This window comes from Paenibacillus sp. alder61 (genome assembly GCF_020179875.1).
Lineage (GTDB): Bacteria > Bacillota > Bacilli > Paenibacillales > Paenibacillaceae > Fontibacillus > Fontibacillus faecis.
Genome location: NZ_JAIUDG010000003.1, coordinates 172,887 through 196,346, shown reverse-complemented (window position 1 = coordinate 196,346; position 23,460 = coordinate 172,887). Strand labels below are relative to the sequence as shown.

Annotated in this window: 24 protein-coding genes, 1 pseudogene, 1 CRISPR repeat array and 1 riboswitch; of the genes and pseudogenes, 15 read left to right on the top strand and 10 right to left on the bottom strand. The window is 47.5% G+C overall.

Going from position 1 to position 23,460, the window contains the following annotated elements; translation table 11 throughout:
- Positions 1 to 237: 237 nt before the first annotated feature.
- Positions 238 to 636, bottom strand: coding sequence for a winged helix-turn-helix domain-containing protein (locus LBW89_RS04425; RefSeq protein WP_225038619.1), 399 nt, complete (start codon positions 634 to 636; stop codon positions 238 to 240).
- Positions 637 to 906: 270 nt separating this feature from the next.
- Here LBW89_RS04425 and LBW89_RS04420 point away from each other — a divergent pair, with 270 nt between their 5' ends.
- Positions 907 to 2,310, top strand: coding sequence for an SMEK domain-containing protein (locus tag LBW89_RS04420; protein ID WP_225038677.1), 1,404 nt, complete (start codon positions 907 to 909; stop codon positions 2,308 to 2,310).
- 180 nt (positions 2,311 to 2,490) lie between these two features.
- On the opposite strand, the pseudogene LBW89_RS04415 reads toward LBW89_RS04420, so the two are convergent.
- The 6 genes and pseudogenes from LBW89_RS04415 to LBW89_RS04390 form a co-directional block, all read right to left on the bottom strand.
- A pseudogene (locus LBW89_RS04415) lies at positions 2,491 to 2,700 on the bottom strand (type II toxin-antitoxin system death-on-curing family toxin); the annotation flags it as partial.
- On the bottom strand, positions 2,697 to 2,960 hold the full coding sequence (locus LBW89_RS04410; RefSeq protein WP_148454787.1) for an AbrB family transcriptional regulator: 264 nt from the start codon (positions 2,958 to 2,960) through the stop codon (positions 2,697 to 2,699). The gene LBW89_RS04410 and the pseudogene LBW89_RS04415, both read right to left, overlap by 4 nt.
- Positions 2,961 to 3,105: 145 nt before the next feature.
- Positions 3,106 to 3,741 carry a hypothetical protein gene (locus LBW89_RS04405; protein ID WP_225038617.1) on the bottom strand — a complete coding sequence of 212 codons (636 nt, stop codon included), beginning with the start codon at positions 3,739 to 3,741 and terminating at the stop codon, positions 3,106 to 3,108.
- A 322-nt stretch (positions 3,742 to 4,063) separates the two neighbouring features.
- A complete protein-coding gene (locus LBW89_RS04400) occupies positions 4,064 to 5,293 on the bottom strand; it encodes a serine hydrolase domain-containing protein (RefSeq protein WP_225038676.1) in 1,230 nt (409 codons plus the stop codon).
- A 145-nt stretch (positions 5,294 to 5,438) separates the two neighbouring features.
- Positions 5,439 to 6,104 carry a TetR/AcrR family transcriptional regulator gene (locus tag LBW89_RS04395; RefSeq protein WP_225038616.1) on the bottom strand — a complete coding sequence of 222 codons (666 nt, stop codon included), beginning with the start codon at positions 6,102 to 6,104 and terminating at the stop codon, positions 5,439 to 5,441.
- Positions 6,105 to 6,224: 120 nt separating this feature from the next.
- Positions 6,225 to 6,974 (bottom strand): NADPH-dependent oxidoreductase, encoded by a 750-nt coding sequence (locus LBW89_RS04390; protein ID WP_225038615.1) that lies wholly within the window; start codon positions 6,972 to 6,974, stop codon positions 6,225 to 6,227.
- Positions 6,975 to 7,129: 155 nt separating this feature from the next.
- Between LBW89_RS04390 and LBW89_RS04385 the strand changes: the two genes are divergently transcribed.
- The 11 genes from LBW89_RS04385 to LBW89_RS04335 all read left to right on the top strand — a co-directional run bounded on the left by LBW89_RS04385 (position 7,130) and on the right by LBW89_RS04335 (position 13,209).
- Complete coding sequence (locus LBW89_RS04385) at positions 7,130 to 7,633, top strand: MarR family transcriptional regulator (RefSeq protein ID WP_213507174.1); 504 nt, start codon at positions 7,130 to 7,132, stop codon at positions 7,631 to 7,633.
- Between the two features lie 131 nt (positions 7,634 to 7,764).
- A complete protein-coding gene (locus LBW89_RS04380; protein ID WP_225038614.1) occupies positions 7,765 to 8,349 on the top strand; it encodes a TetR/AcrR family transcriptional regulator in 585 nt (194 codons plus the stop codon).
- 34 nt (positions 8,350 to 8,383) lie between these two features.
- A riboswitch (guanidine-I (ykkC/yxkD leader) is annotated at positions 8,384 to 8,479 on the top strand.
- A 103-nt stretch (positions 8,480 to 8,582) separates the two neighbouring features.
- Positions 8,583 to 8,924, top strand: coding sequence for a DMT family transporter (locus LBW89_RS04375; protein WP_148454799.1), 342 nt, complete (start codon positions 8,583 to 8,585; stop codon positions 8,922 to 8,924).
- On the top strand, positions 8,921 to 9,235 hold the full coding sequence (locus LBW89_RS04370; RefSeq protein WP_225038613.1) for a DMT family transporter: 315 nt from the start codon (positions 8,921 to 8,923) through the stop codon (positions 9,233 to 9,235). Before LBW89_RS04375 ends, LBW89_RS04370 begins: the two co-directional genes overlap by 4 nt.
- A gap of 143 nt (positions 9,236 to 9,378) precedes the next feature.
- Positions 9,379 to 9,498 carry a putative holin-like toxin gene (locus LBW89_RS04365; protein ID WP_263639021.1) on the top strand — a complete coding sequence of 40 codons (120 nt, stop codon included), beginning with the start codon at positions 9,379 to 9,381 and terminating at the stop codon, positions 9,496 to 9,498.
- Between the two features lie 286 nt (positions 9,499 to 9,784).
- Positions 9,785 to 10,576 carry a sensor domain-containing protein gene (locus LBW89_RS04360; RefSeq protein WP_225038611.1) on the top strand — a complete coding sequence of 264 codons (792 nt, stop codon included), beginning with the start codon at positions 9,785 to 9,787 and terminating at the stop codon, positions 10,574 to 10,576.
- A 272-nt stretch (positions 10,577 to 10,848) separates the two neighbouring features.
- Positions 10,849 to 11,484, top strand: coding sequence for a 3-hexulose-6-phosphate synthase (hxlA, locus tag LBW89_RS04355; RefSeq protein WP_148454805.1), 636 nt, complete (start codon positions 10,849 to 10,851; stop codon positions 11,482 to 11,484).
- Between the two features lie 6 nt (positions 11,485 to 11,490).
- A complete protein-coding gene (hxlB, locus tag LBW89_RS04350) occupies positions 11,491 to 12,048 on the top strand; it encodes a 6-phospho-3-hexuloisomerase (protein WP_225038610.1) in 558 nt (185 codons plus the stop codon).
- 131 nt (positions 12,049 to 12,179) lie between these two features.
- Positions 12,180 to 12,548 carry a winged helix-turn-helix transcriptional regulator gene (locus LBW89_RS04345; protein ID WP_148454809.1) on the top strand — a complete coding sequence of 123 codons (369 nt, stop codon included), beginning with the start codon at positions 12,180 to 12,182 and terminating at the stop codon, positions 12,546 to 12,548.
- A gap of 166 nt (positions 12,549 to 12,714) precedes the next feature.
- Positions 12,715 to 12,915, top strand: a complete 201-nt coding sequence (locus LBW89_RS04340) for a cold-shock protein (protein ID WP_148454811.1) — start codon at positions 12,715 to 12,717, stop codon at positions 12,913 to 12,915.
- A gap of 51 nt (positions 12,916 to 12,966) precedes the next feature.
- Positions 12,967 to 13,209: a cold-shock protein gene (locus tag LBW89_RS04335; protein ID WP_412066988.1), complete on the top strand. Its 243-nt coding sequence runs from the start codon at positions 12,967 to 12,969 to the stop codon at positions 13,207 to 13,209.
- A 104-nt stretch (positions 13,210 to 13,313) separates the two neighbouring features.
- On the opposite strand, the gene LBW89_RS04330 is transcribed toward LBW89_RS04335, so the two are convergent.
- Positions 13,314 to 15,641 (bottom strand): ABC transporter permease, encoded by a 2,328-nt coding sequence (locus LBW89_RS04330; protein WP_225038609.1) that lies wholly within the window; start codon positions 15,639 to 15,641, stop codon positions 13,314 to 13,316.
- Positions 15,642 to 15,643: 2 nt separating this feature from the next.
- The gene (locus LBW89_RS04325) at positions 15,644 to 16,348 is read right to left on the bottom strand and encodes an ABC transporter ATP-binding protein (protein ID WP_225038608.1); all 705 of its coding nucleotides are present in this window, start codon (positions 16,346 to 16,348) and stop codon (positions 15,644 to 15,646) included.
- Positions 16,349 to 16,750: 402 nt separating this feature from the next.
- On the opposite strand from LBW89_RS04325, the gene LBW89_RS04320 reads away from it, so the two are divergent.
- The gene (locus tag LBW89_RS04320) at positions 16,751 to 17,515 is read left to right on the top strand and encodes an SDR family oxidoreductase (protein WP_225038607.1); all 765 of its coding nucleotides are present in this window, start codon (positions 16,751 to 16,753) and stop codon (positions 17,513 to 17,515) included.
- Positions 17,516 to 18,077: 562 nt separating this feature from the next.
- On the opposite strand, the gene LBW89_RS04315 is transcribed toward LBW89_RS04320, so the two are convergent.
- Entirely contained in the window at positions 18,078 to 18,383 is a 306-nt protein-coding gene (locus LBW89_RS04315) for a hypothetical protein (protein ID WP_225038606.1), read from the bottom strand.
- A 354-nt stretch (positions 18,384 to 18,737) separates the two neighbouring features.
- On the opposite strand from LBW89_RS04315, the gene LBW89_RS04310 reads away from it, so the two are divergent.
- A complete protein-coding gene (locus tag LBW89_RS04310; RefSeq protein ID WP_148454824.1) occupies positions 18,738 to 19,574 on the top strand; it encodes a YitT family protein in 837 nt (278 codons plus the stop codon).
- Positions 19,575 to 19,955: 381 nt separating this feature from the next.
- Positions 19,956 to 20,322: direct repeats of the CRISPR family, unit length 32 nt; unit sequence GTCGCACCCTTTGCGGGTGCGTGGATTGAAAT.
- 1,046 nt (positions 20,323 to 21,368) lie between these two features.
- Positions 21,369 to 23,444 (top strand): S-layer homology domain-containing protein, encoded by a 2,076-nt coding sequence (locus LBW89_RS04305; protein WP_225038605.1) that lies wholly within the window; start codon positions 21,369 to 21,371, stop codon positions 23,442 to 23,444.
- Positions 23,445 to 23,460: the final 16 nt, after the last annotated feature.

Below are 23,460 nucleotides of genomic sequence, written 5' to 3'. Positions count from 1 at the left end.
GAACTTCTCAAAAAAACGTTATTGACCACCCCTGACTTCGGCCTGTTCTTCTTCACGATGATGCACCTGTCCGGTTTCATAATTGATCGCACCGAACAGCTTCGCCCCTTCGTGCTTCCCATATGTGGACTTTGCTTGCCTCGCGGAAAACAGTTATATTGCAGTGCTTGATAGGAACGAATCATCGATTCGTCTTCAAACAGCAGATGATCGATTTCTTCAGCTTCCACCTGTTTTTTAATGCTGGGCAAAGGTGTGCTTGCGGAAAAACGCCTGGGCCTCCTCATCGGCGTTGGCCAGCGTATAGGTTGCTTTGGTGAAGCTGAAGTTCATGCGTCTGAGCATGGCGCTGATTCCGCGCACACTCATCGTGACCCCAAACTCTCGCTTGATCCATTCTGCGATGAGTGGCAGGATCCAGGTGTAGCGAGCTTCAAGCCCTACATCGGCTGGCTGGTTCTGCTCCAGCATAGCGGCTAATTGGATGCGTTGCTCTTCCGTGAGCTTAGGTGGTTGTCCAGAGGAGTGGCCCATTTCCAGTCCGGAAAGACCCTGGGTTTGATAACATTGCAAATAGTTACTGATGGTTTGACGAATGCGACCGAGTAAATTACCGATCTCTAAAGGTATGTCCATCTAATCGCTGTCGTACGGCCAGGTACCTTTCGTAAAGCCGTTTATCTGATGTTTCTTTCATGGCTAAGTTCAAGCGCTCGATTTCTTCGTTTTTCATTTTTATCGCCACCTTGGGTTGATCTTACTGTTAATTACCCGATTTGGTGGTTGAAGTATAGAAGTTCTTTTTTTAATTGCGTTCTATGTTTATAGAAAGAGTCAAAGTATTTTCCAAAGGTATTTGAATAGGAGGAGAAGAATACGCTAAAATCAACTGGATTACTAAATAAGATAAAAGGGTATATGAGTATCCTAAAGTACTATATTGAACTCAGTAATGACGTTGGGGAATTTGATATTAATAAGAGAAGTGAAGATTTTTTTAATGGTTTGTTAAATCTGATGTTTAATTTAAATTTGATAAACATGAATAAACTTCGAATGAATTTTCCTGCTATTGATCTCGGTGATAAAGAGAATCGTGTTTGTTATCAAGTAACTGCTGAATCTACTTCTAGCAAAATAAAAGAAACTTTAGATCAATTCAGAAATTTGAAATTGTACGAAGAATTTGATGTAATAAACATCTTGATAATCGGAAACAAAATCAAAACAAGAAGGAAACGATTTGAATATCCTGAATTTCAATTTATCACCACTGACAATTTGCTAGATCTTAATGATTTATTCAAGGAAATTGCCAAAAAGACTACTTCGGAACTAGGGATGATACTCCATTTCTTTGAGTCTGAACTCGACAGTAATGTAATCAGATTAATTAAATCGGTTGAAGAAGATAAAAGCCTCTATATAGATGAAACAATATTAAGAGATAAACACGTATGCTACTTTGCGTATGGGTTAGGACGGGTTAGAATTGATGCTTACATACCAGTTAATTTTGAACAAAAGCTTTCGTGTCTCATCCTTTTTCAACAGCAGGGTCTGTCGGATTGCATGATTACTCTTGATGAAGACTCAATAAGGGATTTATTGTTTTATGGTGATAATGATTTTAAAGAAATTGAGAAACGGAATTTCATCTGGTATATAGATGGAGACAAAATAGGGATCAAACTTCCGAATAATAGATTTGTAACAGATTTTGAAACAGTAAAACAATTGTGCGATATTATTACTAAATTTCATAAAAACTATTTAATAATACGTAAAGAAATACTTAGTGTAGTAGGAGCTATCGATTTTTCAGAGATACAACCGGGGGAATTCCAAATACTACGGGTACCTAAATATATTTGGGAAGAAATGGTGGATTTTGCACAAAAACATGACCACTATTGGGGTGAAACTAAGTGGGATATATTCCACCCCCTTAATCTTTATAAAAAAGACCGAATAATTATATACAAGAATCACTTAAGTAGAATAGAAGCAGATATATTAGCAGAGTTACATGTAAAAGATTTAAGTTCTAAATATGTTGATATAATTTGGAAATCGGGATTTACACCGTCACAAAGCAAAATGGAGGGATTCGATAATCTGATTAAATGGAGGGTTGATTATACCCATCATTGGATTGTTGAAGAATTCATTCCCTACTTATTTTATTTAGATTATTTGCGGAATAGGGGGTTACTGGAAACGCTATTTAGAAAAAAGAAAATCTATGAGAAATTTAAGCATGACTTTAGCTCTCAAGACTATGGTGTCGAGTCACTAAAGTTGTATTAAAGGCTCTCAAATCTCCGCCTGCGGCTAGCTGAAGAAGACAATCAGGCTGACCCGAAGAGAATCCGGTGACGGGGAGTCTCTAGGGTGATATACAGATAAGAATAACCTTTATTCTTAGGATAAATTTCAAGGGATGAAAAAACAGTGGTCTTCGATCATCGAAGCCACCTCTTGAAACTGAAAACGATGATTGACCATTAAAGCCGCCGCTTTCTCGAAGATCGTAGGATAAGCTTCATCGCCAAGTACAGAAGTTTGAGGTCGATGGACTGCTGATTCAAGCAATCCCGGTTCTTTAACTCCTAATAGTTCACCTGGACTGTAACGTTGTATCATTGCAACATTAATGGCTATGACTTCTTGAACAGATAAAAATCGAGTTGAAGTCATCTATCTTTGAGACCTTTCAGTGTTTGATCATATGCCTCAATAACATCTGACAAAGTACTCATGAAGTCTGGACTAACTCCTTCTGGTAATGAAACTTTTGTTGATTTCTTAATAATAATTTCTCCGGATTCCGGGTTAACATCTATGTTGACGATATCGCCTTGATCCAGTCCAATTTGCTTCAAAGCGTCCGTCATGGTTATGCCTAAGCTGTTTCCGAATTTGGTCACTTTTCGTTCCATTTCAAACATCCTATTCATAGAAATTCCCTCCTTATCATCATATTCAATCGTTATAACAATTATACAGTTATAAAGGTTAGACTCAACCTATCTCCTTCGTTTCATGGGTTTTAGGTATAAAAAAACAGGCACAACCGGTTGGGCATGCCTGCTTATTAAGAGGTTATATTTTTGAGTACCTTAATACGATATCAGCAGCTTGAAGCGAGACATTTACATCAGGGCTATTGAGTGCTTCCTCCAGCACTTGAATTGCCTTCTCGGTTAAATGCCCAATGTTTATATTAGGCTGGAGTTCAATCCCAATTAAATCTGCATCCCCTATAATCTCAGCAATCAAAGGGAGATGCTTCGTGAGCTCGGCCGTTGCTCCTGGGAAGCGTAGCGATTTAAGCAATGCTTCTGGCAATTCATTTCGTATAACAGGTTGCTTGTCGAAGAACCATCTCACTTCACGCTGATGTGGGAATCCATTACCCTCTTGATCCACGTCTAGATGCTGTTCATAGATGTAGTCACTGATAATTTCAGCGAAATAGACATCTCTACCATTTTCATCGGGAACAACAACTAGGTCACCAGGTTTCATGAATCGCACTAACCTCTCGACATTACCTATACCTGATTCCCAGTTTTGATTATTAGGTGCGTTTCTAAGTCGTTCTCGAAGTTCATCATTAGAGAGATTCTCCAATGAACAATTTACAGGATAACCAACTGCTACTCGGTTGTTGTCCAAGAAATATTGCATTTGGTTAGTACCGTGCGGTATTGGGCGAAGTAACCATACTCGTGTCATAGAGAGAACACCTTCCTAATGTGTTTTAGATGTGTATAGTTCTGATTCACATTTAAAATATAGCACGCTATCCAATAATTTGTCAAACGTGATCATTATGAATGCAGACGTGAATCACATTGACGCCTTGTTGGCTAGCTTATTTTGAGGTACTTGTAAGTGTAATCTTAACCTTAGGATTAGAACAGAAGTAGAATTGGGGGGCGAACGAGGTACAAAAATCAGGCAGTGAGTAACTTCATACTCACTGCCTGATTCTTTTTATGACCATTGACGACGGTTTGGCCGCCGAGGATGGTTGTACCAGGCCAGGCCTGTGGTCTTAATCTTCGATTGCCTGATAAACCATGGTCCAGAAGTCGTGGATAAGATGCGCCGGGTCCGGGGTGGACATCCCCATCTGCGTGAGCAGGATGCCGGTGAGCTGTTTGTCCGGGTCGGCGTACGCCGTGGTGCCGCTTCCGCCGTCCCAGCCGAACTGACCGATTGAAGCATAGTCGCCGCGGTAGGTGCGTACGGCCATCCCGAAGCCCCAGCCGCCGTGCTGCCCTTGGCCATACGATAAATGGACGTTATTTTTGGCCAAGTCGTCTCGGAAGGCTTGTTGTTCGGGCGTGAGGCGGTTTGTGGTCATCAACTGGACGGCGGGCCGGGACAGGATTCGTTTGGTCCCGTGCATCCCTTGGTTCAGCAGCATTTGTAAAAACGCGTGATAGTCGTCGACGGTCGAGAGCAGCCCGCCGCCCCCCGCTTCGAACGCGGGAGGCTTGCTGTAGCGTCCCCCTGCGGCTTCATCCCAGACGATGAACTCTCCGGTCTGCGGATCGAGCATGTAGGCAGGGGGCAGCCGGTCAATTTTGCCTTCGGGTACGTAGAAGCCGGTATCTTTCATCCCGAGCGGGTCAAGGATACGTTCGCGCAGGAACGTCCCGAAAGTCTGACCCGTGACACGGGCAACAAGCACGCCAAGCACTTCGTTGCTGAGGTGATACTGCCATCGCTCTCCGGGCTGGTAGCTCAGCGGGAGGGTACCCAGACGCCGCATCCACTCATCCGGCTCGGGCAACTCCTGCCCTGGCGTGTCATTTAATCCATTCTCGAAGACCGCGTTTAGGATCGGGGAGCCCATCAACGTCAAATCTATGCCGAGCCCGAAGGTAGAGGTCAGCAGGTCCCGCACGGTGATGGGCCGCCGGGCCGGTACGGTTTCGTCCAGCGGGCCGTCGGGTCGTTTCAACACCCGGCGGTCGGCGAGTTCAGGCAGCCATTTGTCTACGGGGTCATCCAGATGCAGCTTGCATTCGTCGAGCAGGATCATCACCGCCGCAGCCCCGACCATCTTCGAAGTGGACGCCATCCGGAAGATCGTGTCCCGGCGCATCGGCGCGCCGCTATCAGGGCGCATCGTACCGATTGCCTCGACGTGCGTCTCGCCGTTCCGGCTGATGAGGGCGACGAGCCCTGGAATTCTCCCTGAATCGACATGCCTTGTCAGCACGTCGCGCATTTTCCGCAGCCCTGTTTTGGAGAAGCCACCTTTGTTCGGTTTCATTGCATTCTCATTCATTTGATTTCCCTCACTTTACTTTTTCTCAATATAATTACGTTTTCTAACAAACGGCTAGAGACTGGATTCTTCATTCATACCAACCGATGGTATGTATAAGTTTAAAAATATACTGCCTTTCGGCAGTTTTTTAGTTATCATGATTGACTTCTCTAGCTGACAAACGAAACAGTTCCTCGTAGCGTTGAAGCATTTCATCATCAAACAGGTCAAGCCCCAGGCCTTTCAAGATTTCGTCGAAAAATTTTACCTTGCGCAGCATCATTTCGGGCGAAGCTTGGATAACCGCCGGGTTGAGCCACAGGTTGGTGAGAATCAACAACACTTCGCTAAGCTCCCTAGGATAGTCGGTTTGGATCGAGCCGTCCCGCATCCCTTGTTCGATGATGGGCTGGATATAGACGGGTATGGCTTTTTCGATCAAGTGCTCGATCTGGGCCGCCAGCAGCTTCGGATTTCGCAAAAGGTTCGGTGCCGCCGACGCCATTTCGTTCTGGGCGGGATTGCTGAGTGAGACGCGGGAAATTTTACGGAGCTTCTCCAGGCCATTTAACTCCTTGTCGTCCCGGACGCTGGACAGCATCCCGTCAACGCCTTTGAACAAATGGTCGATGACGGCCTGCATGATCTCTTCCTTCGATTTGAAGTGATGATAAATAGCCCCTTTGGTCAGCCCGCCCAATCCGTTGATGATATCCTGAATGGAGGTCTGCTCGTAACCTTTCTGGATGAACAGATTAAGAGCCACGGTTAGGATTTGGTTGGTTGTTTCTTCCGGATATTTATTTCTGGCCATTTGCTCTTTCCTTTCATACATACGGTTGGTATGTATTGAATATAGCCGATCCCCTCGTTGATGTCAATCTCCAAAATCCACAACCGAGACCGGTTGTGGATTTGGATTTTTTCGAAGCAGTTACCTCAAATCAAACCCTTTACTTCTTACGTATTCCGTATAACCACCCAACGGCAGATCTTTATCCAGCATGGCGACGAACTTGCCGGACCAGCTAGCCTTTTGCTTGTTGTTCGTACGCGCGGCGTAGTATTGCTCTATTTCCCGGTCATAGCTGTCGATTTTTGCTTTAAGCTCGGGGTCGGGATCATACCGGTTTTCAAAAAACACCGCTGACCGCGGCAACCGCGGTTTCTGCTCGGGGAACTCGTCGGGAACGCCTACTGCAAGGCCGACCAAAGGAATGACGAAATCCGGCAGGCCCAGCCATTCGTCCAGCTCAGGTAGTGCCTCGTTGATTCCGCCGATCATCACGGCTCCGAGTCCCATCGATTCGGCCGCGACATTGGCATTTTGCAGGGCAAGCGCGGCACCCAGCACCGCGGTTTGATAAAAATAGGAGAAGCTCAGGCTTTGGCCCATCTTCTCCTGATGGCTTGGCCCGGCGGCCAACTTGATCCGATGAAGGTCGGCGCAAAATATAAAAAAGTAGCCGGACTCTGCAATCGGCGGATTTTTTGAATGTACCGCGATCTTCTTCCGCAGTTCCCGATCGGTAACGCCGATGATCGAGAACGGCTGCATATGCGCCGAAGATGGAGCCATCTGCGCGGCATCGACAATGGCTTCAATTTGTTCGCCGGTCAACGGAGTATTTTTAAACTTGCGGATGGAGCGATGCTGGCGGATGACTTGTATGACTTCATTCATTTTGGTTTCCTCCAAATGGATGGTTTTTAAAAGTTGTATGAATACCGCATTTAAATGGTTTCCATGGAAACCATAGTAGCAGGAAGAAGAATCGTTGTCAAATGGTTTCCGAGGAAACCATGGTATAATAAAAAGAAAAAAGGTAGGCTTGCCCTATGCCTCATATGAATGATGATTTGCTTCAACTCAAAAATCGCATTGAAAAGTCATTGTACCGGATTCTCATCAGCGAAAACGACGAGAACCAGGATCGGCTATGGCTCATGGAGCACATCTCCGACGACCGGCTAAAAGGGCTGTTGCCCCACCTATCCATCTCAGGTCTGCATGTTTTGGACGTTATCGATACGCATGAACGCATTAAAGGCGTCGATATCGCCCGCGAGATGGGGATAACGAAAGGCGCCGTCTCCAAAATTACCCGCAAATTACTGGATCAGGGTCTGATCCGGAAAACCCAGCTGCCGGATAACCTGAAGGAAATTTACTTTTCGGTGACTCCGCTTGGCGCCGAGTTGGCCGAACTGCATCGGTTATTTCACCAACAGCAGGATCAGAAAGCGATGGAATTATTGACAAGTTACGACGCAATGTCGTTGGAAACCGTAGCGGTCTTTTTGGAGAAGCTGGCTAATCTGCGTCAGAATCGGAAGCCCTAGGCCGGCACGAATGCGAAAGGCGACCTTTAATGGTCGCTTTTTTTGCGTAGCTTCAATAGGGATCGGTTGCATTTTCTCATTCGATATGCTAAACTAACTACCGATCGTTAGTTATGCGATGGAGGGATTGCATGACGGCAAAAAAAATTATGGAAACAGCACTGCACCATTTTGCACAAAACGGCTATGAAGGTGCCTCGCTTCGCGATATTTCGGCCGCAGTGGGGATTAAAAAACCATCCATCTATAACCACTTCAAGGGCAAGGACGAATTGTTCATGGCCGTTTACCAGGATGTGGCCGCGAAGGAACTTAGCTTTGCTGAAGCGTATCTGACACCCGATAGTAAATCGACTTTTAAAACTCAACTCTACCATTTTTTAATTCAGTATATGGAGCGTTACGAGAGTGAAGAGGAGACAAAATTCTTCTTGAGAATGTCTTTTTTCCCTCCAACCCATCTGAGAATGGAATCCATGAAGTTGAGCATGGGGTATATCGATAAAATGACCGACTTAGCCAAAATTCTCTTCACATCGGCTGCAAATCGCGGATCCATCCGCTTAAACGTGTCGATTGAACAGGCTACCGGCGCGTACATGGCGATTCTGGACAGTGTATTTGTTGAAATGCTTTACGGTGATAAGGAGCGCGCAAGGAAAAGGCTTGAAGCATCATGGCATGTCTTTTGGCAGGGAATTAGATCGGGAGATTGAAACAAAACGTATTGTCTTTGTACCCAATAGAATAGGTTAGGTTTTCTAGGGTTCCGCAGCTATTCTGGTCTGGTCCGAGAGAAAACCCACAGCATGCGCTGTGACACGGAGGGATAAAAGCCTGGGAGATCACTGTTGAACAAACAGTAATTTCCTCGGGCTTTTTTTGTGTATTGTCCAATTTAGCAAGGGCACCATAAAATAACTTTTTTTCAACAAGGAGTGTGAAAGGCATGAATAAAACCTGGTTGTCTGTCATTATTGCCGCATTATTTGAGGTGGGATGGGTCATTGGACTGAAACACGCCAGTGGAGTGTTAGAGTGGGCGGCTACCGTGGCGGCTATCATCATAAGTTTTACATTAATGATCAGGGCTTCCCGCTTCCTTCCTGTGGGGACCGTTTACGCGGTCTTCGTTGGGTTGGGGACCGCCGGCACCGTCCTGGCGGACATTATTCTCTTTGGGTCCTCTGTTCAACCCGTAAAACTAATCCTGGTCGGCGTTCTCTTGTTAGGTGTAATTGGTCTCAAAATGCTGAGTAAGAAACAAGAAGGGGAGGCGAGTCATTCATGAGCTGGGTGTATCTTATCATGGCGGGAATTTTTGAAATGACCGGGGTTCTTATGATGAATAAATTAAATAAAGATCGCAATGCGGTCTCGTTTCTGTTACTGGTTGCGGGATTTGGCTTGAGCTTTTTGTTTCTGTCATTGGCCATGCAGACCCTGCCGATGGGAACGGCTTATGCGGTATGGACCGGAATAGGCGCCTCCGGAGGAGCCGTCCTCGGGATGATCTTTTACGGGGAACCCAGAAACTTCTTAAGAATTTTATTTATAGCTATGGTTCTCGGTTCCGCCGTAGGGCTAAAGTTAGTTAGCTGAACTAGGTTCTACAAAAAATGAGGGTGAGTGTGCGTAAAAACATAATTATATTTGCGTACTTAAGCCTTTTGCAGCAGTTTCACAGCCATGTTCCATGAAACTGGCTTAATAGGCGGTCGGCTAAATCTCCCGGAAGGGAGGTGATGCCTGTGGAGATTAAAGACGCTTTGACGATCATGATCAGTTTTAGTGGGCTCATTATTGCATTACTAACGCTCGTTGTGGCCATCGTCGTAGCGATTAATCAGAACACAAAGAAATAGACCGCCCCCCTGCAAAGGATGCGGTCTATTTCGATCGTAACACCTTAGCACAGCCGACCGCTCTTTAAAGCGGTAAGTGTACATGGAGCCGTGTATCCAGCACGGCTCTTAATTATTTTTATCATAGCATACCTGAAACTATACCTCAATGCAGTTATTCGTCCGTTTCCTAGTCTAAGGTCTAGGTTGAGACACCCCCTAAGACGGTTATGTCACGCAAATAAGGCGGATATAATGAACTTATATTTCTGAGCGTGATATATAAGGCTAAAAGGAGTGTTTGAATTTGAAGGCAGTGGAAAAGACGGACATAGCGCGGGCAGGCAAGGTGAAATGGGTGCTTTTTAATCCCAAAACCTATGCGACGATTCTCTATTTATTGCTATCGCTCCCGTTAGGGGTGATTTATTTTACCATAATGGTAACTGGACTCGCACTATCCATCGCTTTAATTCCCCTATTTATCGGAATACCGCTGTTTTTTGGGGTAGCCAAGCTGTTGAATGGGATTGTGAATTTTGAGCAAAGCATGATTAGACAAATTTTAGGCTTACCTGCTCCTTCCGTTTCGTATGCCTCCAATCCGCCGTCTGAGCCCGGGAAGAACTGGTTTATGCGCATGGTGAGAGGTTTTGACGGGGGGCTCTTCATTCGGAATCTGCTGCTCGTATTACTAAGATTCGTAACAGGTATTGTATTCTTTGTTATTATGGTAACGGCGATTTCACTGGGACTAGGGTTTATCGCACTCCCCGCCGTGCATATCATTTTAATGAATGAAATGAAGCTGGATATTTTAGAAAATAGCTTGTTCAGTTATTTCCATATTGATTGGACGTATAATCAGCAATATTTGCTTTACGTAGGCGTGGGTCTTGTCCTTTTCTGGGTCGCCCTGCGCATTGTGAACGGGCTGATGCAAATTCAGCGCAGAATCATGTATGTGGATGAGCCTTACCAGCGGCCGTCCGCACCCATGGAAGCTCAAATGCAGGAGCCTGTTCAGCCGCCATATTTTGAGTACACAGAGGATCTGTCCCCTCAAGGGTTGATGCAGCCGGCGCATAGAGAGCTTTAAGATAGCCGGGCCGTGGTTCGCGTCCATAGGTAAGACCAGTGAGCATGCTCTTAAAGGGCATACTCACTTTTTTTGTGCCGATTTCGGAGCTTGCTTCCCTGAGGCGGACCCGCCGATATGAACCGCAAGCATAATCGATACGTTTCCCCATTGGTTACGTCGAAGTAACTTTGTTACGAGATAGTGCCTACTTACGTAATCGCACCGATGCCCTTACAATGAGTTTGTGTTTTATGAAACCAAATTCGAAGGACGAAGGAGAGACTCGATTTATGGAACTTCAACTGGCACTGGATCTTGTGGATATAGCGGGAGCAAAGGATATCATAAATGAAGTAGCGGATTATATAGACATCGTGGAAATTGGAACCCCCGTGGTCATTAATGAAGGCTTGAGAGCCGTCAAGGAAGTGAAGCAGGCGTTCCCTTCCCTTCGGGTGTTAGCGGATTTAAAAATCATGGATGCGGGTGGCTACGAAGTCATGAAAGCCTCTGAAGCTGGAGCCGATATCATTACGGTATTAGGGGTTTCGGATGATTCCACGATTCGCGGGGCTGTAAAAGAAGCCAAGAAACAGAACACAAAAGTCATGGTCGATATGATTAACGTTAAAAACATAGAAGAGCGTGCTAAGGAGATTGACCAAATGGACGTTGATTATATCTGCGTACATTCCGGTTATGACCATCAGGCCGCGGGGATAAGCTCATTTGAGGATCTGCTTAAAATCAAGCGGGTAGTCTCCCACGCCAAGACGGCCATCGCAGGCGGCATTAAGCTCGCCACCTTGCCTCAGGTTATTGACGCCGGTCCTGATCTGGTCATTGTCGGGGGAGGCATCACCTCCGCGCAGGATAACAAGCGGGCTGTTGCGGCAGAAATGAAGCAGCTTGTCAGCCAAGCGTAGGGCAAAATGAGTACGATCGTATATGCCTCGAGTATTATAGAGGAGCTTCGGCGGGCCGTTGATAAAATCTCAGTAAATGAGGCCGAACATCTCGTTAATTTGATTTTAAAGGCCGAAAAGGTGTTTGTGGCGGGGGCGGGCCGGTCGGGCTTGATGGGACGTGCGTTCGCCATGCGCCTCATGCATCTCGGTATTCAAGCCTATGTGGTCGGCGAAACCGTGACACCGGGCATTGGCCCTGGAGATTTATTGATTATCGGGTCGGGGTCGGGTGAGACACAGAGCCTCATAGGGATGGCAAACAAAGCCAAACATATCGGAGCGACGGTAGCCCTGGTTACGGTTCATCCGAATTCCACACTTGGACGTTTGTCTGTTACTGTGCAGTTGCCCGGTTCGGCAAAAGATTCCGAGGATAGAGAGTCTACCGCCTCCATTCAACCGATGGCTTCTCTGTTTGAACAAATGTTAATTATTTTATTGGATGCTGTTGTTCTTCAGCTGATGGATCAGATGGGAAAAAACGCGGGTCAAATGTTCGGTAGACACGCCAATTTGGAATAGCCCGTCACAGCGCCGGACAAGATAAAAAGAGCGGATAAATACGGGTTCCGTTTGGAGCTGTCCAGAAGGGCTGATTGACAGACCTTTTGGACAGTTTTATATTTTTAAGAACAAGAATGGAGGTGATGGGGGTGGCGACGGAAATTAAAGATCGTATCAACCTGTCGGAAATTAACTGCGAGAAAGAACTTACCCTTGCCGTGATCGGCGGCAAATGGAAGCTGATTATTTTATGGCACTTAGGACATGAAGGAACGAAACGCTTCGGTGAGTTGAACAAGCTAATTCCCCATATCACTAAAAAAATGCTGACCAACCAATTGCGGGAGTTAGAAGACGACCAGCTCATATCAAGGAAAGTATACTCGGAGGTCCCGCCAAGAGTAGAATACTCGCTTACGGAATACGGGATTTCCTTAATGCCTGTCTTGCAAATGATGTACGAATGGGGAAAGAACTACGGAGAGAGCGTGGTATGGAAAAAGCAATATCCAAAGTAAAAGTTGCAAATCAATTCCAGCTGTGCTATATTTATTTTATTAGAATTTCGACCTGGATCACATATTGTAGAGGGTTATGATTTTGATGTGTAACCTTGTACAATATGTGATTTTTTTTTGAAATTTGAAGGATCATGTAAAAATAAAAATATGGAGGTAATTCACCATGGAAAAAGGAACAGTAAAGTGGTTTAATGCAGACAAAGGTTTTGGTTTTATCGAGGTTGAAGGCGGGGACGACGTGTTTGTACACTTCAGCGCCATTACAGGCGACGGTTTCAAATCGCTGGACGAAGGTCAACGTGTTGAGTTTAATGTAGTACAAGGCAATCGAGGCCCACAGGCCGAGAATGTTGTTAAACTGTAAAGCTGCCTGTTAGAAAGTCCCAAACATCGTGTTGGGGCTTTTTTTTCGCTCATGATTCCAGAAGAGAAAGAGGGATGCTGCTTGTACTATTCACGGAAAAGACCGTTGATGGATCTTCCAGAAGAAATGACAGCGATATGGTCATGCACAAATGTAAAGTGCAATGGATGGATGAGGGATAACTTTGTTTTTTTAATTCAACCGATATGCGGCCAATGCAATTCCTTGATGGAAAAGAGTGAGAAAATGCTGCCTATTCTAGCTAATACAAGTCCTAATCAGACGAAGAATTGAATAGATTGAGGAAATCAGAGCTTTTCCGACTCATCGGAAAAGCTCTTTTGCATCTAAACGCTAAAATTGCGGGGCATGCCGTACTGTTAGCCGCTGTATCATCGCTATTCCACACTTTTTAACGATTCCATCATATGGATGCGTGATACTTTTCTCCGAAGCAGCAGGTTGGCGAGAAGGGTGAGCACGAAGGCGACCATTACGGCTGTCAGCATCGCGACCGGATGGAGTTGGTCGGGGATTTGCTGATGAGTGCTCGACAAGGCCTTGACAACAATGGTATACATATAGCCGCCGATCGGCAACGCTACAATGGCCGCAAAGGTGGTGAGCAGGATGTTCTCCAAAAAGATAAGTCGGTTTATTTTACGTTGGGGATAACCTAGTACCTTAAGCGTGGCCAGTTCACGGTTTCTTTCATAAATATTTATGGAAGAAATCGTGTAGATGGCACCAAAAGAGAGAACGGCGGCACAAATGATGAACATGATAAAGATAAAACTGTTTTGCTTCATAATATATTGAGCCGATTTTTTTAGATCATTCTTATCCGCGATGGTATCCACCTGTTGCTCTTGTTCAAAGAAGTTACGTACGCTGAGAAGATCTGTCGCATTATTGGCCTCCACTAAAAGCGAGGTCGGACGGAAGTCGATGCCAAGGCTCTTTAAATAAGTCGGTGTAACGTAGAACGACGGATACGAATATTGGTTGGAAATGTGCAAAACCTTCATGTCCACTGTTTTGTCAGCCAGCTCCGGTGCTGTGAACTTCATCCGGATGACATCCCCTTCGGCAATTCGGTAGTGTTCCGCATAGGATTTAGGTACCACCACGCCATGGTCTTCCAAAGCGATGGGGGTGTCATTTTCGTCGAAGAAACGAATAAGCCGGTTTTCTTTTTCCGTAACGACTAACGTGGCATTTTCGCGGTCATCGCCTTTGATGAATTCCACGGGAAAGGTGGATAAATCGTAACTGTTCTTTATGCCGGCAGGCAGCCATGATGGATCCGGAGCAGCCCCCCTCGTATAATCCACTCTTAAATCGTAGGTATTTACTTCTTCAACCTGGGCAGCTACTTTTTGCAGGGCCGTTTGAGTGCCGAAAGCGGTAATCAATAAAACGGTGCTCGCCACAACCCCGACTGAGCTTGCCAACGCTTTAGGTTTATTTAGAAATATATTTCTGAAAATGAGTTTATAGCTGTAAGAAATACGGTTCCACAATCCTGGAATTCTCTCGATGAGCAGCGGTTTTGTCATCTTCTTAGGCGGTTTGGGGCGCATTAACTGTGATGCCCGTTCATGGAGTATGACCCTGCCGCTCAAGTAACAGGACAGGATTCCGAAAGCACTGGAGAAGAGGATGGGGGGAATCACGGAGAACCAGGATAAGGTGAAAGTAATGCCGGGCAGCGAATAGGCCCTTGCATTCGACGCCGCTATTAAGGGAATAAACACTACGGAGGCCAGGACAACGCCGAGAAGGGAGCCCAAGATCCCCGCCAGCACCGGATACTCCATGTAATGCAGCAGAATATTTCTGTTTTTTACACCCAACGCCTTCATAATCCCTACTTGAGTTCGTTGTGAATCTATAATCCGCGACATGGTAAGGAATAGGATCATCGCTTCAATGATAAAGAAGACCAACGGGATGACCTTGCTCATCATTTTATTATTGTGAATCGTTTGTTGTAGTTGAGTATAGCTGAACGTCCGCTCTTTGCTAATTTGGTTTAAGTAGGGGAGGCCTTTGGACTTCTCCTCAATGGATTGGCCTAATTGGCCGAGATTGTAGCCTTCCTGAGCATCAATCAAAAGCTCGTTATAGTAAAATCCGTCTGCGATAACAGGTATGGCCTTTTCGGCTATGTAAGCTACGCCGTAGTTTTTATGGTCCTGAGTACTGTTTTTTTTGGCATATTCCACGTTCTCGCCCAAGCCGCTGACGGTAAACGTCCATTTTTTTTCACCGGTACTTACGTGGATGGGATCACCGACTTGAAGCTGATGTTCTTTGGCATAATGGGAATCAATCAAGATTTCATTTGCTCCGGATGGGAACTTGCCCTCTATCATCGTGGGGGTATTTATTTCAGGATTTGGAGGGATGGTGTGGATTCTTAAGGAGGCTTGGCTATCTTTAAAATCTTGCGTGGCATCCAGGGTGTAACGTCCTTCTATTTTGTTTATACCTTTGAGTTCGCTTAAGCCGTCCACGTCCTGATCGGAAATTTGGCTGTAGTAGACATTCAAGTCGCTTAGGTTATGTTCTTGAAAATAAACCTTCGTATAGGCGCCAAGATGCTCGCTTAGGGTCGTCAACCCCGCATAGAAAAAGGCACCCACCGCGATAATTAAAACAAAGGCGATAAATTGCCCCGTAGATTGCTTAATATCCCGTAATGATTTTATCAACAACCTCATGATTACCACTCAATCCCTTCGACACTCTGTTTTTCGTGATTCAAAGTGATGCTTTCGATTCTCCCGCTTTTCACTTTAATAATTTTGTCCGCCATGGGCGCAATCGCGGAATTATGGGTGACCAAGACGACGCACTTCTTTGTCTCCTGGTTTAAGTCTTGAAGCAGCTTTAGGACAGACTTGCCCGTGACATAATCCAAAGCGCCGGTGGGTTCATCGCAGAGTAGAAGTAAGGGGTTTTTGGCAACCGCCCTCGCTATGGCCACTCTTTGTTGTTCTCCGCCGGAGAGCTGGGAAGGGAAGTTTTTGATGCGGTCCTGTAAGCCGACTTGATCTAAAATATCTTTTGGATCGAGGGGGTTCTTGCACACTTCCGTAGCGAACTCCACGTTTTCCAGGGCATTTAAATTCGGAATGAGGTTGTAGAATTGAAAGACATAACCGATTTTCTCCGCTCGATAGGCGGTTAATTTCTTTTCGCTGAATCCCGTGATTTCTTGATCGCCTACAAACACTTGACCTGAGCTGGCGGTATCCATCCCGCCAAGGATGTTTAATATTGTACTTTTTCCGGCGCCGCTGGCCCCCAAAACAACGACAAACTCGCCCTCCGAGATGGAGAAATCAACACCGGCAAGGGCCTGGATGTTCACTTCTCCGATTTGGTATTCCTTCGTGACGTTTTTGAATTCGATGAGTTTACGCACTTCTTACATCTCCTCCTAGGGTGGGTTGATTTTTCTTGATTGTAGGCGATTCCACGCGGGGAAGAAACGGACTTGGGACAGTTTTACGGCTGGGCTTAGGTCGGGGATGAGGCTGGTCCGAAGAATGAGGGAATGTAGGATGATACAGCCGGTTCATAGGGTGCTTTAAGTGTGAAAGCCCGCTCATTGAGCGGGCTTTCGGCTTTATTCAGAAGAATATGAGTTCGGGTTGAGGTATCCTTCGCCGATTAGGTTAAAGCTTCGAATGGCCCCCTCTTCATTAAGATTAAACGACAACATGCACAACAACTTATCCTGGCGGGAATGGAAGCGCAACATCGCGAAATGCCGGGTGTGGTACAACAAAAGGGGAACAACACACTATATCAAGGGGTGGAGAATATGGGAAAACTGTTCAGCAAGGCAGCGATCGTCACCGGCGGCAGCCGCGGCATCGGCCGGGCGATCGCGCTGCGGCTTGGACGAGAAGGAGGCGCGGTCGCCGTGCATTATTCGGCCAGTCGAGACGCAGCGGAGGAAGTTGTAGGAGAGATCCAGCGCAGCGGGGGTAGCGCTTTTGCCGTTGGCGCCGATCTTAGCACGCTGGAGGGAATACGGGCGCTTTTTGACGGTGTGGAACAAGAACTCCACACACGGTTCGGCTCGACAGGAATCGATATTCTGGTCAACAATGCGGGGATCGGTCTGACTACAACCCTCGAGGATACGAAAGAGGAAGACTTTGATTACCTGATGTCGCTGAATGTAAAGGCGCCGTTTTTCATGATCCAGCAGGCGCTGCCCCATCTCCGAAAGGATGGACGTATCATTCAGATTTCGTCGGCCGTTACCCGCATGTCTCTGCCGGCCATACCGGCGTACAGCATGTCGAAGGCAGCCGTCAACGGACTGACGCTTTCGCTGGCCAATCAACTCGGTCCGCGTGGAATTACGATCAATGCCATTGCGCCGGGGTTCGTAGCGACCGACATGAACGCGGGCATGCTGCAGGATCCCGAAAGCCGGCAGTTCGGCGCCAATTTCTCGATTTTCGGAAGGTGGGGAGAACCGGGGGATATTGCGGATATCGCGGCATTTCTCGCATCGCCGGAGGGCGGTTGGATTACGGGTCAGGTCATCGACGCCAGCGGCGGTTCGCATTTATAGAAAACTAAAGCAATCATTTGGTGGGGAACAGATGGAACAGGACGAGGCTGCCGTGAACTTGACGGCGGCCTCTTTAACGTGAATTTGGAGGATGATCATCGACTAATGTCCCGGTAGACAACTTGATGATTAACATAGAATTTCATTAAAGAAACCCACATCCCGCTTTCATTGGACAGCGCATCTATTTACGCTAAGGAAGGGGAGAGCGTTGGGTCGCTATTTTCTTCTCTAAAAACATGTAAATGACACAATGCTCCTTAAATCGACCCCAGTATACACCCACATTCGACCGGTCCATCTAAAACCGGAAACGGATGTACGCCCTACAAAGGTTGGGAAGAACCAGAATGCGTTCCCATTCCTCAGCCACACATAGGTGTTGCGGAATAGACAACCGGCAATGGCACCGGGGTCGACGGCGAACGTTGAAGCAGCGGGTTGTTGTGGGGTGAATTGTGGAGGGGGAGAGGATGGTGGCTGCTGTGTTCCTTGTGGTCCTTGAGGCGGCATAAATGACATAAGATTTCACTCCTTATTAGAGGATTAGGCTTAATCAGGCCTATAATAGTGAAATGGCGAGTAAGTTGAACAGCACTAGGGGTAAAACGTAATCACTTTGGAAACCGGGAACAAAGCCTCGATTAGTCGAATGACTTGGTAACCTTAAGTATAAAATTCCCCTTTCGCAGTGGATAAGTAATCCTTCAAAAACATCTCCATCCACGGTCTCCACTCGAACAGGCTTATTAACATGTTTTTTACTGATGGTTGCTATATGATCCTGGATGGATTTTAGGTTCTGCCTAGTAGTCGGATCCATCCGATACAGTGTTTGTTCTTGCTGTCCCTGCTGTTGCAAGCTCATCGTCGTGACCTCCAATTTAGATTCATTCATTTTCTCCATCCTATGCAGGGGCCTATAGGTCAGTGACTATGCGTGAAAAAAGCCGCCTTGAAGGTGGCTCGCCATTGAATAGATCGGGGTATAGAACGGGTGGTATTGAGGGATTCCCCCTCTAACGCTGCACGTTCTTTGCGCTGTATAATTTTGTCGATGCAGTCCTTTTCTATGTGAATTGGATAGCGAATTAAAGTGTCAAAGTTATATTGACTTTATAGAAGTAAGTGGATACGATGATCTGGTTGTAAGTGTGCTGTAACCCCAGAGTCGGCGAATCCCGTCCGGCGATTTATCGGAGGAGAGAGGATCAGAGTAGTGATGAAAAAGAAAGTTGCGGATATCGCATTGATCATTGTTGGGGCCTTTTTATTTGCGCTGGCCGTCAATCTGTTTGTCATTCCGAATGAGTTTGGCGAGGGGGGCGTTACAGGGGTCACCATTATTCTGTACTATTTGTTTCAGTGGTCGCCCTCGTTAGTTAATATAGTGATTAATGGCTTGCTGTTGATTGTCGGCTACAGATTTCTGGATCGGCAGACGACGGTGTATACAGTGATTGCGGTTGCTTTTAACTCGCTGTTTCTACACTTCACGGAAAACTGGAGGATCGATTCGCACGAGCCGGTCATTAATGCGATCTTTGCCGGTGTGCTGGTGGGGATCGGAATCGGCCTGATCGTACGGGTCGGGGGAACGACGGCGGGAACCGTGATTCTGGCCCGGATCGCCAATAAATATCTCGACTGGAATATCAGCTATGCGTTGTTGTTTTTTGATCTGATCGTGGCTTTTTCCTCCTACTTTATTATTGGTGCGGAAAAACTGATGCTGACGATCGTCATTTTATATGTGGGTACGAAAGTGATGGACTTCATCATTGAGGGGCTGAATCCCAAAAAGGCCGTTACTATCATTTCGGAGAAACAAAACGACATCGCCGAGATGGTCATTACCCAAATGGACCGTGGAGTTACAGTTCTGTCCGGCCATGGATACTATACGAAAAATCCGAAGGAAGTTCTGTACATCGTCATCAGCAAGCAAGAAGTGTCCACGCTTAAAAAGATTGTCAGATCCATCGACAAAGCCGCGTTTCTCACCATCCACGATGTGCGGGATGTGTTTGGAGAAGGGTTCCTGGATATTTCGAAGTAGGAGCATGTTTATTAAATATGGGGTCGAGGACGTTGAGCCGGCAAAAGAGTAAGGTGGGATAAATCGCCAATGGGCGATTCCGGCCAATTCTCAAGTGATCATGCAGGCGTTAAGGCTTTCTAAAAAAGGGGATTTATATTATTTTGGGAATAGGGTGAAATCTAGACCTTCTTAAATATAGGTGTCGACCTTAAAGGAGAACGCACAAATGGGTGCGATATGAAGCGAACATGATTTTCCTGGGGGATTCGCACCAAGGGAATTACTTTATTTTACATAAAAGTTAGTTGATTTTATGTGAAAGAGAAGAAGATCTGCTGATTGGAAAGCCTGTTTTTACAGTATTTTCATTTTGTGGCTTATTCTATGTTAAAAATCGGAGTCGCACCCTATGCGGGTGCGTGGATTGAAATCTCATCGTCGTCATCGTCATCTGGAATCATTGCCCCAGTCGCACCCTTTGCGGGTGCGTGGATTGAAATGATTAATCTCATGAGGGCCAACCCGGAACATATGGTCGCACCCTTTGCGGGTGCGTGGATTGAAATAATAACCCCGTCGCCCTTTGGCGTTATATAGTCAGTCGCACCCTTTGCGGGTGCGTGGATTGAAATAAAGCCCGCGGGCTGCTCGCCTATATGCTCTCCAAGCGTCGCACCCTTTGCGGGTGCGTGGATTGAAATTCTCCGCCGACGGCGTAAGAATAAGGAGGTTTAGTCGCACCTTATGCGGGTGCGTGGATTGAAATAAAGATCAAATTGATTCGTTTGTTAAGAACCAAATGTCGCACCCTATGCGGGGCGTGGATTGAAATCCACTCAATTGAACTGGAGGGAAACGTCATTGATCGTCGCACCCTATGCGGGTGCGTGGATTGAAATATGTATGCTTTGGCATCTGTCGCCCCTTCAACAAAATCGCACCCCTACTCGGGTGCGACTGAAATGTACAATAACAGCATGAGACTGTCCACATAGGGGCAGAACATGGCCTCCTGATCCGCATGGCGCGGAAAGGAGGCCATTTATTTTTCCGTGCTTGGAATGAAGCTATCTGCCCGGTAACCCTTTCATCTGCAAACGGGTTCAGGCGAAGAAGGAGCAGCATTCTCCGGCCGGGGTTTGGTCTTAATGGTGGAATCCGCTGCTCCATCAGACAACCTTGTTTTACATAGAATTCCTGCACAATTGTATTTTTTCTGTTGGATCAAAATTTCCGGACTAACACCCTGCTGCTTTCGGCGGAGCCCGCCCCCTTTGATAACCGGGCGGGTGGATAAGAGCCATTTGCGCCGCTATTTTGTCGAATTCGCCCTTTCGGTGTGAAATAGGGGTCCTTTAAGGCCTTATTTTTGGAAAAAGCGGGCCGAAACCCAATTTTGGGACCTACATCAGAACAATAAGGCCCTTTTTGACCGCTATTTTTCCCGCGAAAGCGAATCTGACCGAAATAACAGCCCAAAACGCCGCTATTATAACGGGCGGCGGCAAGAGAGATTGTAGGTAGGCAGCACGATGTCAGGTTTAATGCAACGTCGGTGCTTTTTGGGCCGCTATGATTCTCGTGGGGCCGAATCGGGTCGAGATAGCGGACCAAAAGGCCGCTAATGCAGTGTGCGGCCAGGGAAGCTTTCTCCTACTGCATTGGTTGATGATGTATTAGTCAACTGGGTATTATTTACTACCAACCATACACAACCCTTCATTTCCAATTAATGCTTCCGATATATATATAAGACATAGGACACAGGAATTAGGAACTATGTCTTATATAGATGGGAGGTATTGCGAAAGCATGGGTGAACACGCAACAAAAAGAGGATCCCGACGCTGGAGGAGGGCAGGCCTGCTTTGGGCTGCGATTTGCCTCGCGGGAAGCTTCGGCGGGTCTGCCGCGGCCCCGGCTAAAGCTGCGGGAGAAGGTACGGTCCCGGCGGGTGCAATGAGCCAGTCGGACTCCAGCGTGTCCGGGGGAACCGTCGTCTGGCTGAATACGGCGGCGGATGGAGAGCGGCAGATTTACGCCCGCGACCAAACGACCGGTGAGATCAAGGCGCTCACCACCCGGAATACGGCGAAGGATGTTCCTTATATCAATGGGACAACGGTCGTTTGGGCGGATAAAGGGGAACAAGACCCGTCGTCCGCCAACTGGGATATTTACAGCTACGACCTAACCACGGGGGTCGAACGGAAGCTGAACAACAAGGCCGGGGAATATGCCCATCCTTCCGTAAGCGGGAATGGCGTCGTCTGGGCGGATAACCAGAAATACGGCCGGATGATTTACCATGATACCGCCACCGGGGCTGAAGTCTTGCTCGGCGAAGGGCGCTATCCGGTGCTGACCCAAGGACGGGTCGTGTATCAAAATGCCCGTGACGGCGGACTCAGCATGATTGAGTTGAGCAGCGGCGTGAAACGTCCCCTGGTCAGTCTGGGAGGAGGGCATTACGTCGATTGGTTTGTCACGAACGGCGAGTACGTGCTTTTTAAACAAAAGAACGGCCAGCTCGAAAGCAAGTATGGGATGGTTTCCCTTCAGAACCGGCTGTCCGATCCGCAGGATTTGACAGAGATGAGCGCCAAAGCCGAAGAATATGCCTTTATGTCGATGGGAGACACGCAGGCGGTCTTCATGATGAACGAAGGCGGGCAGGCGGTGTTGAAAGGGGTAGACCTGGCATCGGCCAAAGTATACTCGCTGGGTGAAGCCGGATCCGGCAAAAAATACATAGGTTTTAGCGGCGACCGCCTTTTCTACACGGGGACGGATGGTTCGCTGGGTTCACTGGATTTAAGCAAAAATAGCACCGGACCGGTGACGGGCGGGGGATCTTCGTCGTCTTCAGGTTCAACCGGATCCCACTCAGGTGCGCAGAACGACGGAAATAAGGCCGCACTAGCTTCGGCCAAATTTGTCGTGGGCGCCGAAGGTGGAACGCTCAGCCTCACGGATGGCCGGGTCAAGCTGGAGGTTGCCTCGGGGACTTTTGCCAAGGAGACGGAAGTGACGGTATCCGAGGTGGACAAAGCGGGCTATCCGTTGAAAGACGAGAAAGGACGCACGCTGGAAGCGGCCGGAGCGGTATGGAACATTCAGGCCGTCGCCGAATTCGGCAAAAAAGCGCAGCTTGCCCTCGCGTACGACGATAAGGCTTATTGGACGGACCATCGCGAGAAGCTGGGCATTTACCGGTACGATAATTCGCTCGGGTATTGGACTTATGTTGGCGGAAACACCGGCGAACACAATGGACGTTACGTCCGTACCCCGATCGGTTCGTCCGGCACGTATGCCGTTCTTCTGCGGAAGGTGAGCTTCAACGATGTGAATGCCGGCCATTGGGCCGTGAAGGAAGTGGAAGTGCTGGCCGCCCGCGGCATCGTGGACGGTACGGGAACGGGTACTTATGCGCCGAAAGATATTTTGACCCGCGCCCAGTTCAGCAAAATGCTGGCCGGCGCGCTTGGCATCCCGCCGATCACCCCGGCGCAGCCGACTTTCCGGGACGTCGCTTCCGGCAAATGGAGCTACGGCTGGGTGGAAGCCGCCGCCGCCGCAGGCATAGTGGAAGGCGATCAAGGGCTATTCCGGCCGGAAGACGCGCTCAGCCGGGAACAAATGATGGCGATGCTGGTCCGTGCCGCCAAAGACCGCCTTGGCGAAAGCGAGGCTAAAGGCCAAGGACTGGACCGCTTTAAGGATCATGAGAGCATCAGCGCATGGGCCTTGCCGCTCGTGGAGCAGGCGGTATCGTTGCGGCTCGTTGAGGGCAGCGGCGACGCCATAAACGCCCGCGCCACCACCACGAGAGCGGAAGCCGCCGTGGTCATCTATAGATTGCTGGAGCGAATCGGACAATTGTAATTTCATAGATTTTTAT